The organism is Acinetobacter sp. 1125_18A, assembly GCF_052824985.1.
Map to the genome: position 1 here is coordinate 1 of NZ_VTDG01000009.1, position 15,009 is coordinate 15,009.

The following is a 15,009-nucleotide window of genomic DNA, read 5'->3' on the forward strand; positions in this document are numbered from 1 at the left end:
ATTGATTTAACCCCAAATACTCAAGGCTTACCCCTCCGTAAGCCTTTTTAATCGGAAGCTTAAAGCGATTATTAATCGTTGCTCTAGTTGTCATTACTCTAATTGCCGTTACTCTAGCTATCTTTGCTATTTTGTCTGCCTGCAAAAACCCTTTGCTCTCTAAAAATCTAAGCATTCATAACACACGGTATTATCAGCTTCAGACCAAGACCCCATCGCTAAGACTATAAATATTAAAGATTATTCAATTGTTTATTTTTTGGCTTGCAATCTTATAAATATTCTGTAAAATTCTCGCCACGTTGCCGGCATAGCTCAGTTGGTAGAGCAACTGACTTGTAATCAGTAGGTCCACAGTTCGAATCCGTGTGCCGGCACCATTTTTACTTAGCCTCGCTTTTTTAGTGAGGCTTTGTTGTTTTTGGCTTATGTATTTTCTTATAATTTTTTGATCTGTTTGATAGCGTCGCAAATAATAAAAATTATGTTTTGACTGCGTTGAGCTGTATATATCGAACAATTCCCTCTTCAAATAACCTTTGACAAAGTTTTGCGGTCATTTGTATTTTGATTTGATCTAGCCCTCCACGCTCCGTTTTCGCTCTTGTCGCAATATATTGACTAAAACCAGCCAATACTGCTGTAGAGAGATCTTCTAGCGCGATTTGCTCAAGACCATGCTGTTGCAGGGCATGATTGATTTGAGTCGCGGTCATCAGTGATTTTAAATCGACATCAGCGGCTTTAAGTAGCCATTTATATTTCATTTTTTGTTTTGAATTTAAAACTGTGTCTGAAAGCATCAACGTATGAAAACCCAAACGACCTTTTGAATTTAAAATTGGGACGACTGAATTTAAAAATAAATTTAAATCGCTATGGTAAGCCGCATCAATACACAACACCACATCAAAAGGTTGCGTCAATAAAAGCGCATTTAAATTTAAAAAAGATTGGCAGTGAATCGCCTTAATTTGCGGGAGTTGTTTTTGAATTTTATCGACACACTGTTGTTGTAACTCAACCGCCTCTAAATCTTGAATTTGGTAGTGTTCTAACCAGTATTTTAAACTGGCACCTTGACCACAACCTAAATCCAGTACCCGATCATGTTGATTAAGCTGTACCGCTTGTGCAAGTCGTTCAGCAAGTTGCTGACAGGCTTGAGGGTAAGAGGATGTAGTCTCATCCCAATACCCTAAGTTAGTCCAAGCACACTCAGCAGAATCTCCTAACATTTTTGCATCGATTGCATATTTATGTTTTGGAAGTTTTTGCTGAATCACTTGAAGCCATTTCATTTTAAATCATTCACTTATTCAGTTATGAATTCATTAAACTTTATATGAATTCACTGGGCTTTAATAGCCAAGTTGCGGAGCCACCTCAACTTTAGGTTTTAATCCTACAAATGGCAATGGTGCACCAAAAATTTCTGCGATATGCATTGCAGAAGTTACCGCAGATTCAAGAATTGGCAAACCATCACATGACCATGAGCCACAATAGAATACTTTACGATTAGCGACTTTATGACGCGCTTGCAACTCAATGTTCAATGCTACTGTTTCAGAATCCACCACAGCACGGGTTAAGGTCACTGTAGAAATGACTTTCTTCGGATCGATGCTGGTCACAGGACGCCATGTTTGGAACACTGGAGATTTACCCACCAGACTTGGTTCAATCGAGTTCAGCCAAACTGTGAATTGTTGTTTGGTAAATTTACGGTCCATCATATAACTCAATACAGCCCAATCTTTACGATTTGGCGGCATCACTGATGCATCGGTATGCATAACCAACTCGCCTTGCTCAAACTTAAATTTTTGCAATAAAGCAATATCGTCAGCAAATTGTTGTTTATTTAAAAAGTTTTCTAATTTATTGGTCGGTGTTGCAACCACCACACGGTCAAATTGAAATTGCTCACCATGTGCATTTTCAACCAGAACAGCACTACCCTGTTCATCAACTTTGGTAATTTCAGAACCGCTATGAATATCAATACCTTCAATCAATTTATCGACAAAAGCAGGCGTTCCACCGTGTAAACGTAATAAAGCATCACCATCGGTTAATTGCTTTAAAAAGATTAAGAGCGGTTTTGCAGGCCATTCACCAATGGTTTTAGGGTCACAGGTGCAAATGGTATAAAGCACAGGCATTACTGCACCATGCCAAAATACTTCTTCAATGTCATTGTGATTGATAAAATCAGCAAGGGTAATGTCTTGATTTTTAGATTTAAAAAATTGAGAAATGGCGGTTTTAAGCTGCAACATCCCTTTGACTAAACGCCAACCATACTGCTTAATCCCTTTACGGTTATTGATAATGGGGAAATTACCAATACGGGTGCGTGATGTGGTCAACCAAGTTTCTGTTTTATCTTCAAATAACCAACTGCATGCCATAAAGGTACGCACTGGAAAGGTTTTTATACCGAGGTGTGTTGCAAGGCTCAGTGTATTTTTCCATAAATGCTGATTCATCACGCGCAAAGGTGCATCAATCAAACCACCTTCAAACTCAATGCTGTGACTATCCATACCACGACCAGGTAATGCTTCGAAGATGGTAATGTTATGACCTGCATCTTTAAGAATTCTTGCGGTGGCCAGGCCAGCCATACCACTACCAATCACTGCAATATCCAAAGTTATTATCCGTGCGTAACCATTTTTTTTATTATGAGCTATAGCCGATTAAATCGCGGTATTAAAAAGTTCCAGTTTTAACTTTTTTTGTTGGAAATTTTTTAGGAAAAATCTCCATTCCTCGGTGTTTATTTAATTTTAGTGGTTTTAGACCAAGCTCTTGTGCGACACCCTGCTTATACTTGATTGATATTTATATATATAAAAAAATACTGTTAAAAACATACAGATAATTTAACTATTTATTAAAAAAACATTTACAAATGCCAATTTATTGATTATTATTTACAGCATAAAAACGATAAATAATTCACATTTACAATAAAAACAAATAATTATGACAACACACACAATAAAAGAAACTACAGCATAAAAAGGATCTCTATAGTGTGGAATAGAGATCCTTTTTTTTACTTTGAATTTGCTTTTTAAGCAGATCAATTGCACCACTTGTAAAATGACGGCATACAAAAAACACTAAAACAACGGATATAAATTAACCAAATGAAATATATTGTGCTTTACTTCACATTTTTAATTAATTATGATGCGTGAATAACAAAACAACCCAATCAAAACAAGACATAATCATCTAAAGAAAAAACTACAGCGTAAGAGAGCTTCTGTTCGATAAGAGCAAAGCTCTTTTCTTTTTTTAAATTTCTGATCTTTTTGGTGCTAAAAATTTTACATATAAAAAAAGCGGATTTTACAATCCGCTTTTTGACTTCTCGATATCTCATACATGGCTGAACTCATAGACTAAAGACATGCAAGGTATCCGTTATACACAAATACCTATCATCAAAATCAACTAAGCTTCCGCTACAATTTCACCAAATTTGCCATTATTGAAATCGTTAAACGCTTGCACGATTTCTTCTTTGCTATTCATTACAAATGGACCATAGCCTTGGATTGGCTCATTCAGTGGTTTACCTGTAAGGACCAAAAACTTAGCATCTTGCACCGCTTCAAGTTGAATTGCTGCATCGCCATCTTTTTCAAACATGACAATCGAGCTATCAAGTACCTTTTGTGTACCATTGAGTAGCATTTCACCTTCGAGTACAACCACCAAAGTATTGTGGTCAACTGGCACATGAATAATTTGCTCATGACCCGCTTTAAGCTGACCATCCCAAACATTGACCGGACTAAAGGTTGAAGCAGCACCTTGTTGTTCAGCATATTTCCCAGCAACCACACGTAAGTGACCTGCATCATCATCAAAATGAATCACAGGAATATCTTGCGCAGAAATTGCTTGATACTTAGGTTGGGTCATTTTATCTGCTGCAGGTAAATTCACCCATAGCTGAACCATTTCAAAGATTCCACCTTTTTCAGTGAATTCATGTGAATGGAATTCTTCATGAACCAAGCCTGCGCCCGCAGTCATCCATTGCACATCACCTGTTTTAATGGTTCCACCTCCACCATGGGAGTCTTTATGAGTAACTTCACCTTGATAGGCGAGTGTCACTGTTTCAAAACCACGATGTGGATGTGAACCTACACCGTGCTGTTCATGGCTAGGTGCAAATGTATAAGGCGCTGCATAATCCAATAATAAAAAAGGACTAATCGCTTGACCTAAACGATCATAAGAAAACAAGTTTTTTACAGGAAAGCCATCACCGACCCAATGCATATTTTGATTGCGGTATACACCAATAATTCTTTTCATCTCAATACTCCTATCTCTAGGCTTTAATATGAATCCATTTTAGGTTTTTTAAAGTGATCAATACAGCAATCTACCAATACGCTGAATCCCAAATATAGGATATTCAATAGCGACGGCACAGCGTAGTTTTTAATCAATCATCTTATTTATGAGATTATTAATCTCAGTTTATAGGCTTAATTATCATGATTAAGCCACGTAACATGAAATCCATGCAAAATAATTTGTTTTGTATTTAAGCACAATTTAAATTTTAGTGACTTCAAGGATATAAAAAATGGGAAAACCTTACGTTCGTTTAAACAAAGATGATGCTGCGGTATTGTTAGTCGATCATCAAACTGGATTACTTTCTTTAGTCCGCGACATTGACCCAGATAAGTTTAAAAACAATGTTTTGGCGCTGGCTGCGGCGGCTCAATATTTTAACCTTCCCACCATTCTGACCACCAGTTTTGAAGATGGCCCCAATGGTCCACTGGTACCAGAGTTAAAAGCGCTTTTTCCAGATGCGCCTTATATCGCTCGCCCTGGTCAAATCAATGCTTGGGACAATGAAGACTTTGTCAAAGCAGTAAAAGCAACAGGGAAAAAACAACTGATTATTGCGGGTGTTGTCACAGAGGTTTGTGTTGCCTTTCCTGCACTTTCTGCCCTTGAAGAAGACTTTGAGGTCTTTGTGATCACCGATGCTTCTGGAACATTTAACCCGCTGACACGTGACTCAGCTTGGGACCGTATGAGCAATGCAGGTGCACAATTAATGACTTGGTTTGGTGCCTCATGTGAGCTACATCGCGATTGGCGTAATGATATTGAAGGTTTAGGTACGCTATTTGGTAACCATATCCCTGACTATCGTAATCTGATCAACAGCTACACGCAAAACACTTCTCAAAAATAAGACAATCGTTGTCGCTAGGAATGTAAGTCTTTGCATTCCTCGCTTTTGTTTGTGCATTTTATTTGTACAAATTTTAAAATATTTTCCTATTAATGATACTATTTTATCATCACTACACCTGAGATGAAGCTGTGCACTCTTTTGATGATTACTATTATTTCTATCTGGTGGTAAAACATGGTGGATTTAGTGCTGCAAGTGAAGCCAGTAATATCACCAAGTCTAAACTGAGCCGACGTATTCTGGATTTAGAAGCCAAATTTAATGTGACTCTGATTCAACGCTCGACACGGCATTTTAAAGTCACACCACTAGGACAAGAATTCTTTGAGGAGTGTGCAAAGATTATTGAACAGGCGGATAATGCCCAGAATGTCTTATTAAAACAAGAAATTGAATTACAGGGTCTGATTAAAATTAGTTGCCCGCCGGTGATGATGGAACATCAAATTCGACCAATTCTAAATCAGTTTTTAAAAAAATATCCCAAAGTTCGGGTTGAATTAGCACTCACCAGTCGACGTATCGATGTGCTGCATGATGATATTGATTTGGCCATTCGTACTAACTTTTCAAGCAATGAAGACTCCAGCATTATCGTTAGAGATGTGATTAAAACCACGCACTGTTTAGTGATTAGTCCTGAACTTTTAGGCGATCGTGAAATTCAACATGTCACAGAACTTTGTGAATTTCCAACCATTGTATTAGGTACAGATAAACAGCACTATCATTGGCATTTACATCATATTCAGCAACGAGAAGAAATCGATATTCCGTTACAGCCTCGGGTCAAAAGCAATGACTTAATGGGTGCGTATTATGCGGTACTCGATGGCTTAGGTATTGCTGATCTTCCATATTTAACGGTAGAACGAGACATTGCTTCAGGGCGTTTAATCCATCTGTTACCAGAGTGGTGTTCCAATATCGGTGTTGTACAGTTGGTCTATGCATCACGCAAAGGTCAACGCTTAGTCATGGAAAAATTAATTGAAGATTTAGTTGAAGGTATTCGTGCCTATGCACCTAAACACGATGGTTATATTTTATAAAGCCAAGCGAACAATAAAAAAACCAGAAGTTAAACTTCTGGTTTTTCAATTCTAATCCTAGGCAATGATTAGATTTTACCGATCAAATCAATTGAAGGTGCAAGTGTTGCATCGCCTTCTTTCCATTTTGCAGGACATACTTCACCTGGGTGTGCGTGCACATATTGTGCTGCTTTCACTTTACGCAGTAATTCTTGTGCATCACGTCCAATGCCACCGGCATTGATTTCAATAATTTGAATTTTACCTTCAGGATCAATTACGAAAGTGCCACGATCTGCAAGGCCTTCAGCTTCAATCAACACTTCAAAGTTTTTTGCCAAAGCCCATGTTGGATCACCCACCATTGGATATTGGATCTTTTTGATTTCATCTGAGTTGTCATGCCATGCTTTATGGGTAAAGTGTGTATCGGTAGAAACTGAGTAAATTTCTACGCCCATTTTTTGGAATTCAGCATAGTTATCTGCTAGATCGCCTAACTCTGTTGGGCAGACAAAAGTAAAATCAGCAGGATAGAAAAATACCACAGACCATTTACCCAAGAAGTCTTTTTCAGACACTTCGATAAATTCACCGTTTTTATATGCAGTTGCGTTAAATGCTTTAACTTCAGTATTGATCAAACTCATTTGGTCTTCCTTCAATAGGTTTCAGGGATTGCTTATCTGTGAAATCACTATACGAAATATTATTAAATCGGTAAAACTGGAGTTTTTAATAAAAATAATCGGTTTTATAGATTTATTTTTTCCAATCTGTTGGCTTGGTTTGATCGAAAATATTATTTCAAACTTTGCTTGACCTTTCACCGTTTACTCTATAGATTTTCTTTTTGAGTGGACTTTAAAAAATGACGTTCTCAATTCTTTTGGAGCAATTCCAAAACCTTCCTTTTGGTACAGACGCTTTTAAACAACTGAAAATAAACTGTGAATCTCAAATTGCTCATTCTGAGGCTGATTTTGAGAAAACGGCAATTTTTATGATTTATGGTTTTGCCAAGAACTATGTTTTACTCTATGAAGATCAAGCCATTACTGCTGAATTTGCGGCAAAAGCAAAAAACCAATTGCTAGGCTATATGCAGCAACTGGACACAGCAATTCAAACTCAAGATCGTGCAACCATTCTTAATCACTTAAATCAAGTCACAGCGCACTATATGCAAAGCTCACGAATTTTTTAATCATAGCATCGTAATTCAACAAGCTTGATTATTCAGCCTTGTTGTTGCTGATATACGCTTTCTAAACTGCACCAAGCCGCATGTGCCAATGCTGCTTGGTAAACTTTTGGCGTGGCTTTCACTTTACCTGACAACCATGCCCGACAATAACTTTCTGTCGATCCAACCATAAATGACAATAATAATTCATGGGGAATGTTCTTGATCACCCCATAATCGGGTTGCTGTTTCATCCAAGCCAGTAAGTGCTGATTACGTAAATGATTCTGCTGTTTTAGCTGATCCCGCTGAGAACTTTTAGAAATACTAAAATTGGCAGTATATAAAAATCTGGCGAAATCAGGATAGTCCATGACCCAGTCTATATAACTTGCTGTCATCACTTGGATACCCTGCTGTAGACTTTGTGCAGACAATAATGCTTGATCACGGCGTTCTGCTTGGTCTTCTATGGCTAAAATATACAGGGCTGCCACTAAACCTTCTTTATTTTTAAAATGGTGATAAATCGCTCCCACACTGGTTTGCGCACGTTCACGGATCATTTCTATTGTTGTTGTTTCAATCCCATATTCTAAAAAACAGGCTAATGCTTCCGTTAAAATCACACGTTTTAATTCTGCACGACGTCCACTATAACGACGTTCCAACAAACTTTGATTATTCATGTACAGCCTTTGATTTTATTTAAGCATTTTCTATATGACATTTTACGCGATTCAAATCGTCTGTCGAGCCAATAACAGAATTTAATTCTGTATTAGAATAATATTCTGTAAACTAAATAAGGAATACAACAATGAGCCAAACCCTAAAACTGTGGAATAGATTTAAAAATAAGCCCGCTGGCAAATGGACATTTTCAAAATTATTGTGCTTAAAAGCGCCTTATTTCAGCAGTATCTCACCTGTTTTTGAACGACTCGAAGCGAATTATGCTGAAATTAAAATCAAAAAACACCGTGCTGTACTCAATCATATTGGTACAGTCCATGCAATTGCCATGTGTAATATGGCTGAACTTGCTGGCGGAACCATGACCGACGTAACTGTGCCTTCCACGCATCGTTGGATTCCCAAAGGGATGACTGTTGAATATTTAAAGAAGGCTGAAACTGATTTAATTGCGATTGCCACGCCTGTTGAGCGCAATTTTCAGTGGAATCAAGGTAGTGATTATTTGGTCAATGTGGAGGTCAAAGACACGCAAAATAATCTGGTGTTTAAAGCCGTGATTACCATGTGGGTTTCTGCGAAAAAGTGATTGTCTAAAACCAAATCATGAAGTTCATAAAAAAACCCTTTGTTTTCACAAAGGGTTTTGATAAAGCTTGACCGTTTTTATCAACTAAAACGGTAAGTCATCATCCAAATCCGCAGGGGCAGCAGTAGGTGCTGATGGTGCAGCTGCAGGTTTAGGCGATTGAAAACCTTGGTTTACATTGTTTCCGCCATTGCCATAGCCACCTTGTGGATTGGCATTGCCGTAACCACCGCCTTGATTACCTTGATTCGCATAACCGCCACCGCCTTGGTTGTTGTTAAAACCACCTTGCTGGTTGTTATTGAAACGTGGTTGGTTATAACCACCATTGTCAGCAGCAGCGCCTTCACCTTGTTGACGGTTGTTATCAAGCATCTGCATTTGTTCGCCACGAATTTCAGTGGTATAGCGCTCTTGACCATTTTGATCCGTCCACTGACGGGTACGTAAAGAACCTTCAATATAAACTTTTGAACCTTTACGTAAATACTGCTGTGCAATCTCACCTAAACGGTTGTGCAATACAATACGATGCCATTCCGTTTGTTCTTTTCTTTCACCGGAATTTTTGTCTGTCCAAGATTCACTTGTCGCAATTGAAAATTGAGTGAGAGAACCCCCATTTGGGAAAGTTTTAGTCTCAGGATCACGACCTAAAGTACCAACTAAAATAACTTTATTTACACCACGCATTAGATGTTATCTTCCTATTCGATTCTATGTTTTACTTTATAAGAGTTATGTTTAAATGGCTACCTCTTTCCCAAACAACTGCGTTAAATGTTGTCGCGCAGCATCATCAATTTGCTGTTTATCAACTTTTATATACGCAACTTGCTGGTCAGACATAACCACAACTTCCTCAATACCACGAATTGACAACAACTGAGAAGTCCAATTATCGGTTTGTTTATCCTCAGGCAATCGTAATACGATTGATGTTAAATATCGTGGTTGAGCTAGCCCAAAACTAATGAGCAACCAAAGTATAGCAATAGCTGATAAGACACTCCAACCCATTGTTGTATTATTGAGCAAAATTAATTGTCCACCGAGTGTGCCACCAAAAAAAGCCCCTAAAAATTGAGCACTTGCATTGACACCCATCGCTGTTGCTTTGGATTGAATCGGTGCTGCTTTAGACAACCATGAAGGGAGTAATGCTTCCATGACATTAAAGGCAATAAAGAACAATCCAAGGCCTAACAACAAGATATATTTGGATTCATAACCAAAAATCAGAACAACTAATCCCGCTATAATTCCTGCAATTGCCGTTAGAAAAATGCTGCGCATTTTACGGTATTTTTCAGCCAGAATAATGCTCGGAAATGCAAAGAACAGACTGATGACCAACAAAGGCAAATAAACAATGCCATGTTGCGCCAAAGGGATTCCGGCAAAATTGATCAATTGAGAAGGCACATAAACAAACATTGCGGTAAGCAATAAGTGCAGCGCAAAAACTGAAACATGTAGACGATTTAAATCGCCCATTTTTAAGACTTGTTTGAGCTGATACAGATAACCTTGTTTAAAGTTTTTATGATGGCGTGTGGTTTTAGGCACCATAAACAACATGAGAATTGCCAATAATCCCATAATTGTTGTCACCCAGAATAGTCCTGAAATCCCCACCAAACTGGTGAGCCAAGGCCCTAAACTAAAAGCCACAACAAAAGACAATCCGATACTCATGCCCATCACAGCCATGGCTTTGGTTCGATTCTCTTCACGGGTGACATCTGCCAACAAAGCCATAACAACCGCAGATACAGCCCCAGCGCCAGCAATCGCACGGCCAATAATGACCCCATAAATGGTTTCAGACATTGCCGCAACAGCACCACCCAAAGCAAACAGCAGTAAGCCAAAAACAATCAAAGGTTTCCGACTAAAACGATCTGCCCATAAGCTAAAAGGAATTTGCAGAAGTGCTTGGCTGAGGCCATAAACGCCGACCGCTAAACCGATCAAAGCAGGTGTGGCATACTGATAAGACTGACCAACCACCGCAAACACAGGGATAATCATGAACAACCCCAACATGCGTAAAGCAAAAATACTACTTAATGCAAAGGTCGAGCGGCGTTCTAAAGGATTCATCATATCTACTGGCTTATCAAAACTGGCGAGCTAATTATCAAACACATCATCGCATATTGTGGCAACTTTGTGGAAACATTGAGCATAAAAAAGAGCACTGTTAAAGTGCTCTTGTATTGTAATCTCTTTTCTTAAAAAAGGATTAACTCTGTTGTTCAATTCGCTTGTTATATTGAATCGATGCAATCACTGCCCAAACAATAAAGGCAACACCAATCAAACCCGTTACCACTTCAGGTACATGTAAACCTGTACCACTCGCAATCATGATAAATGCCAAAGCACCAATGGCATAATGCGCACCATGCTCAAGGTAGATATAGGCATCAAGTGTACCTTTATCGACCAAGTAAATTGTCATTGAACGAACAAACATCGCACCAATGGCTAAACCAAGCATAATGATGACAACATCAGAGGTAATCGCAAATGCACCGATCACGCCGTCAAAACTAAACGATGCATCTAAGACTTCTAGGTAAATAAAGCCACCAATACCCGCTTTGATCACACCTGTAGGTGCACCATTGGCATCATGACCCACAGCATTGCCGTCTTCATCTACTTCTGGCTCGCCACCCAGTAAATGACTGAGTACTTGTACACCGATATAAATCACGATGCCCCAAATACCTGCCATTGTGACCACAAGGCGTTTCGCTTCATCTACATTTGCAGCCATAATCAGCAATGCCACTAAAGCAAGGAATACCGACATTGCTGGTACATTGGCCAAGTTGGCTAAACGCTTTTCAATCCATTTAAACCAATGGGTATCTTTGCCTTCATCCAAGAAAAAGTTTAAAAATACCAACAACAAGAATGAACCACCAAAAGCAGCAATTTCAGCATGATGTGCCAATAATTTTTCTGAGTATTGAATTGGATCATTTAATGCCATTTTCACAACATCAAACATGCCCATATCCGCTGTGACTGCAACAATCACAACAGGAAATACCAGTCGCATACCAAATACAGCAATCAAAATACCAACGGTTAAAAAGATCATTTTCCAGAAATGATCCCAATTACGCAGCACAGATGCATTTACAACAGCATTGTCAAAAGACAGAGACACTTCCATAACAGCAAGAATTGCCGTAATGGTCAGTGCAGAGAGCATGGCTTGCACGCCTGCATTTGGACCATGGGTAAAGCCCCAATATGCAGAGATTGCCAAACACACGATCGTAAAAAATATTGAGAAACCAAAATGTTTCATCATGGGAATTCGACCTACGGAGAATAGTTTTTGAATCAGAAAACTGAAATAAAAATCGCGTTTTTAATGCGCACATTATGACGACTTTTTCACATTTATCCAAAGTTCTTTGTCATATTTTTATGCAAATACAATCGAATTTTCTGCATTCAAATACCTAAAGCAATTTAGAGTTGCTATAGTCTTGCAAACTGAAATCATTTTATAACTTGAATCATTGCATAGGAAAATGACATGTCTTTTTCTCAAGACGTATGGCAACGTAATCTTGCTTTATATAACAAAACTTTAGCTCTTCCATTTAATCAAGAACTTGCGACAGGCTCATTAAACAAGGAAGCTTTTTGTCATTATGTGATTCAGGATGCGCATTATCTGGTGGCTTATGGTCGTGCATTGGCTGTCTGCGGTGCAAAAGCATTTGATGCTGACGATATCATCCAATTTACCCAAGGTGCGAAAGAAGCGATTGTGGTTGAACGTAGCCTACACGATGGATTTATGAAAGATTTTGGGATTAGCAAAGCTGACTTTGAGAATACCCCGCTTACCCTTGCCTGCCATCACTACACTGCTTTTTTAACTGCGACGGCTTGGTCTGAAAGCTATCCTGTGGTTTTGGCTTCGTTACTGCCTTGCTTCTGGATTTATGCAGAAGTTGGAAAAGATATTGTGAGTAAATCTATTGACAATAATCCATATCAAGCATGGATCGATACCTATTCAGGTGAAGAGTTTAACGAAGCAGTTAAAAATGTTTTAGCAACGATTGACCGTATTGCAGAACATTGCGATGCAGATACCCTTGAGAAAATGCATAAAGCCTATACCAAAGGCGCTGAATTAGAATGGTTGTTCTGGGATAGCGCTTATCATCAAAGACAGTGGTTGGGCTTAGATCAGTAATACAATTTTATTGAAAATTGCCGATGTAGATAAAGATGAATAATTAAGCTACTTCATATATCACATCTACAGCTATCCCTCATAAAACTGAGGGATAGCTTCAATAAAAAAGAGTGCCAAAGCACTCTTTACTCGCAACAGAATAAATTAAAACGCTATTTTAAATTTATCTGATAAATTGCTGTACTGCCACTGACTTCATTGCCCACAATCAACATAGGTTTTGAATTTGGTGAATCTTTGGCAGAGACAAACGTCAGTCCTTCAGGACCTAAATCACTTTTCTCAATCAGAATCTGTTTACCATCCTTGTTTAAGATCGGCTGACCTTTGGCATCTTTATAAACCTGATCCTGTTTAAAGGTACGATTATTAAAATACTGTATAAACACAGGCTTTTGTGGATTGCTAATGTCGTATACCATTATCCCACTTTGGCGCTCTAAGCCGATAAAGGCAAAGGTTTTTTTACCAATCGTACCCAGCGCTAAACCTTCAGGCTCAGGCCCTTTATTGTCACTTCGGTCATCAAAAGCCGCCGCTTCATGATCACTATTAAAATAATTTGGAAATAGCTCAGCAACTTTACGCTCAAACTCACTGCCTGAATCCCAAACTAACTTACCTTGTGCATCCCATATACTGAAAGAACGTGCGCCATAGCTATAAAGTTTACTATAGGTCAATAATCCATTGGCATCCAATTTTGGTGAGCCATCCGTGTTGGTTTGATAACCCATATTCCAAGCAATGTTTAAACGTCCTAATTGTGTATCATCACGGCACATGCCCGGATCAGTCGCTGTTGCACCACAATAGGCAAAAACTGTGGCATCTAGTTTGGCCCCTTTTACACCCGCAACAAGATTGGTCAAATGAGCAGGATAATCGCCTTTATTATTGAAACCTTTGACGTTGAATAAATGCTTCATTCGAATTGCTTCTGCAAAACCTTTACTTTGATCTCCAGCATAATATGCAGTTGAGTCCTTCAACCATTCACGTGAATCACCTTCATTGGCTGTGACTAAATAACTTGCCCCATTGGCTTGATAATGGGCAATTGAATCAGGTTGATACATCCCCACCAAACCCGGCCAAGCCTGAATATTAATTTTTCCATCTTTATCACTGACATCTAGCGCATTATTGGCAAGCCCATGATCTTTATAACCTAATGGAAAAATATCTGTCACTTTTTTAGCAACGATATCAATTTTGGCAATGACATTATTTTCTTGTAAGGTCGTCCAAGCAGTTTTCCCATCATTGCTGATGGTGATGTACTCAGGTTCTAGATCCTGAGCCACTGTCGCTTTAGGACCAAAAATGCGTACACCCGCTTTAATCAAATCGGCTTTTTTATCATTAAACGCTTTAAAATCGGCAAGGTTGGCGGTTGGTCGTTGAATATTGCTGATATCAATAATGCTGATTGAACCTTCAGGATCGATACTATAGTCATCATTGGGTTCAGCCTCATTTGCCACCAAAACAGTTTTACCATCTGGGCTAAATGTCAGCATATCAGGTAAAGCACCAACTTCGACTTTACTGATTAATTTCAAATCTTTGGCATTAAAAAAAGCCACAATACCCTTATCTGTTTTTTGTTTGGCTTGAACGGCTAGTGCCACAATGCCATTTTTAATCGCAACTGAATTTACTTCTGAATCAGCTAAAGCTTCACGTGCCGAAAGCTCACCAATATGCACAGGCGTTTCGGGTTTAGACACATCTAACACATCAACCAAACCTTTTTTGGCATTGACCACAAATACCCGTTTTGTTGTTGCATCATATGCGGGAATCTCTGCTGCACTTTCAGCAAAAATACCTGTTTCATAACGCCCCAATAAGCTTAAATTAATGCTTTCAGGTGTGGTTTCTTCAACCGTTGGCGCTGTTGTTTTATTATCATCATTACATGCCACTAAGCCAACAGAAAGCATTGCTAAACACAATGCTGAAACTTTTATGTTCATAAACAGCCCATTTTTTGTTTAATTT

14 protein-coding genes and 1 tRNA gene are annotated in these 15,009 nt (G+C 38.6%); 6 read left to right on the top strand and 9 right to left on the bottom strand.

Going from position 1 to position 15,009, the window contains the following annotated elements:
* Nucleotides 1-304: 304 nt before the first annotated feature.
* Nucleotides 305-380, top strand: a tRNA-Thr gene (locus FY049_RS15370).
* Between the two features lie 102 nt (nt 381-482).
* Here the strand turns inward: FY049_RS15370 and FY049_RS15375 are convergent.
* The 3 genes from FY049_RS15375 to FY049_RS15385 all read right to left on the bottom strand — a co-directional run bounded on the left by FY049_RS15375 (nt 483) and on the right by FY049_RS15385 (nt 4,350).
* Entirely contained in the window at nt 483-1,301 is an 819-nt protein-coding gene (locus FY049_RS15375) for an SAM-dependent methyltransferase (protein WP_154130711.1), read from the bottom strand.
* A gap of 60 nt (nt 1,302-1,361) precedes the next feature.
* Entirely contained in the window at nt 1,362-2,660 is a 1,299-nt protein-coding gene (locus FY049_RS15380) for an FAD-dependent oxidoreductase (protein WP_154130712.1), read from the bottom strand.
* 814 nt (nt 2,661-3,474) lie between these two features.
* Nucleotides 3,475-4,350, bottom strand: a complete 876-nt coding sequence (locus FY049_RS15385) for a pirin family protein (RefSeq protein ID WP_004718553.1) — start codon at nt 4,348-4,350, stop codon at nt 3,475-3,477.
* 277 nt (nt 4,351-4,627) lie between these two features.
* Here FY049_RS15385 and ycaC point away from each other — a divergent pair, with 277 nt between their 5' ends.
* Together ycaC and FY049_RS15395 are read left to right on the top strand one after the other, a co-directional pair.
* On the top strand, nt 4,628-5,254 hold the full coding sequence (ycaC, locus tag FY049_RS15390) for an isochorismate family cysteine hydrolase YcaC (RefSeq protein ID WP_004818434.1): 627 nt from the start codon (nt 4,628-4,630) through the stop codon (nt 5,252-5,254).
* A 131-nt stretch (nt 5,255-5,385) separates the two neighbouring features.
* On the top strand, nt 5,386-6,309 hold the full coding sequence (locus FY049_RS15395; RefSeq protein ID WP_034611312.1) for a LysR substrate-binding domain-containing protein: 924 nt from the start codon (nt 5,386-5,388) through the stop codon (nt 6,307-6,309).
* A gap of 68 nt (nt 6,310-6,377) precedes the next feature.
* Here FY049_RS15395 and ahpC read toward each other — a convergent pair whose 3' ends face one another.
* Nucleotides 6,378-6,941: an alkyl hydroperoxide reductase subunit C gene (gene ahpC / locus FY049_RS15400; RefSeq protein ID WP_004718560.1), complete on the bottom strand. Its 564-nt coding sequence runs from the start codon at nt 6,939-6,941 to the stop codon at nt 6,378-6,380.
* 221 nt (nt 6,942-7,162) lie between these two features.
* Here ahpC and FY049_RS15405 point away from each other — a divergent pair, with 221 nt between their 5' ends.
* Nucleotides 7,163-7,498 (top strand): hypothetical protein, encoded by a 336-nt coding sequence (locus FY049_RS15405; protein WP_419354621.1) that lies wholly within the window; start codon nt 7,163-7,165, stop codon nt 7,496-7,498.
* A 32-nt stretch (nt 7,499-7,530) separates the two neighbouring features.
* Here FY049_RS15405 and FY049_RS15410 read toward each other — a convergent pair whose 3' ends face one another.
* Nucleotides 7,531-8,166, bottom strand: a complete 636-nt coding sequence (locus tag FY049_RS15410) for a TetR/AcrR family transcriptional regulator (RefSeq protein ID WP_315079569.1) — start codon at nt 8,164-8,166, stop codon at nt 7,531-7,533.
* Between the two features lie 131 nt (nt 8,167-8,297).
* Here FY049_RS15410 and FY049_RS15415 point away from each other — a divergent pair, with 131 nt between their 5' ends.
* Nucleotides 8,298-8,762 carry a hotdog fold domain-containing protein gene (locus tag FY049_RS15415; protein ID WP_419354619.1) on the top strand — a complete coding sequence of 155 codons (465 nt, stop codon included), beginning with the start codon at nt 8,298-8,300 and terminating at the stop codon, nt 8,760-8,762.
* A gap of 84 nt (nt 8,763-8,846) precedes the next feature.
* On the opposite strand, the gene ssb is transcribed toward FY049_RS15415, so the two are convergent.
* From ssb to FY049_RS15430, 3 genes are all read right to left on the bottom strand, one after another.
* Nucleotides 8,847-9,455, bottom strand: a complete 609-nt coding sequence (gene ssb / locus FY049_RS15420; protein ID WP_004718569.1) for a single-stranded DNA-binding protein — start codon at nt 9,453-9,455, stop codon at nt 8,847-8,849.
* Between the two features lie 51 nt (nt 9,456-9,506).
* On the bottom strand, nt 9,507-10,871 hold the full coding sequence (locus FY049_RS15425) for an MFS transporter (protein ID WP_224964568.1): 1,365 nt from the start codon (nt 10,869-10,871) through the stop codon (nt 9,507-9,509).
* 139 nt (nt 10,872-11,010) lie between these two features.
* Nucleotides 11,011-12,093 carry a DUF475 domain-containing protein gene (locus FY049_RS15430; RefSeq protein ID WP_171066888.1) on the bottom strand — a complete coding sequence of 361 codons (1,083 nt, stop codon included), beginning with the start codon at nt 12,091-12,093 and terminating at the stop codon, nt 11,011-11,013.
* Between the two features lie 234 nt (nt 12,094-12,327).
* On the opposite strand from FY049_RS15430, the gene tenA reads away from it, so the two are divergent.
* The gene (tenA, locus tag FY049_RS15435; protein ID WP_446083971.1) at nt 12,328-12,999 is read left to right on the top strand and encodes a thiaminase II; all 672 of its coding nucleotides are present in this window, start codon (nt 12,328-12,330) and stop codon (nt 12,997-12,999) included.
* 155 nt (nt 13,000-13,154) lie between these two features.
* Here the strand turns inward: tenA and FY049_RS15440 are convergent, their stop codons facing one another.
* Nucleotides 13,155-14,984 (bottom strand): choice-of-anchor I family protein, encoded by a 1,830-nt coding sequence (locus FY049_RS15440; protein WP_446083972.1) that lies wholly within the window; start codon nt 14,982-14,984, stop codon nt 13,155-13,157.
* Between the last annotated feature and the right edge of the window lie 25 nt (nt 14,985-15,009).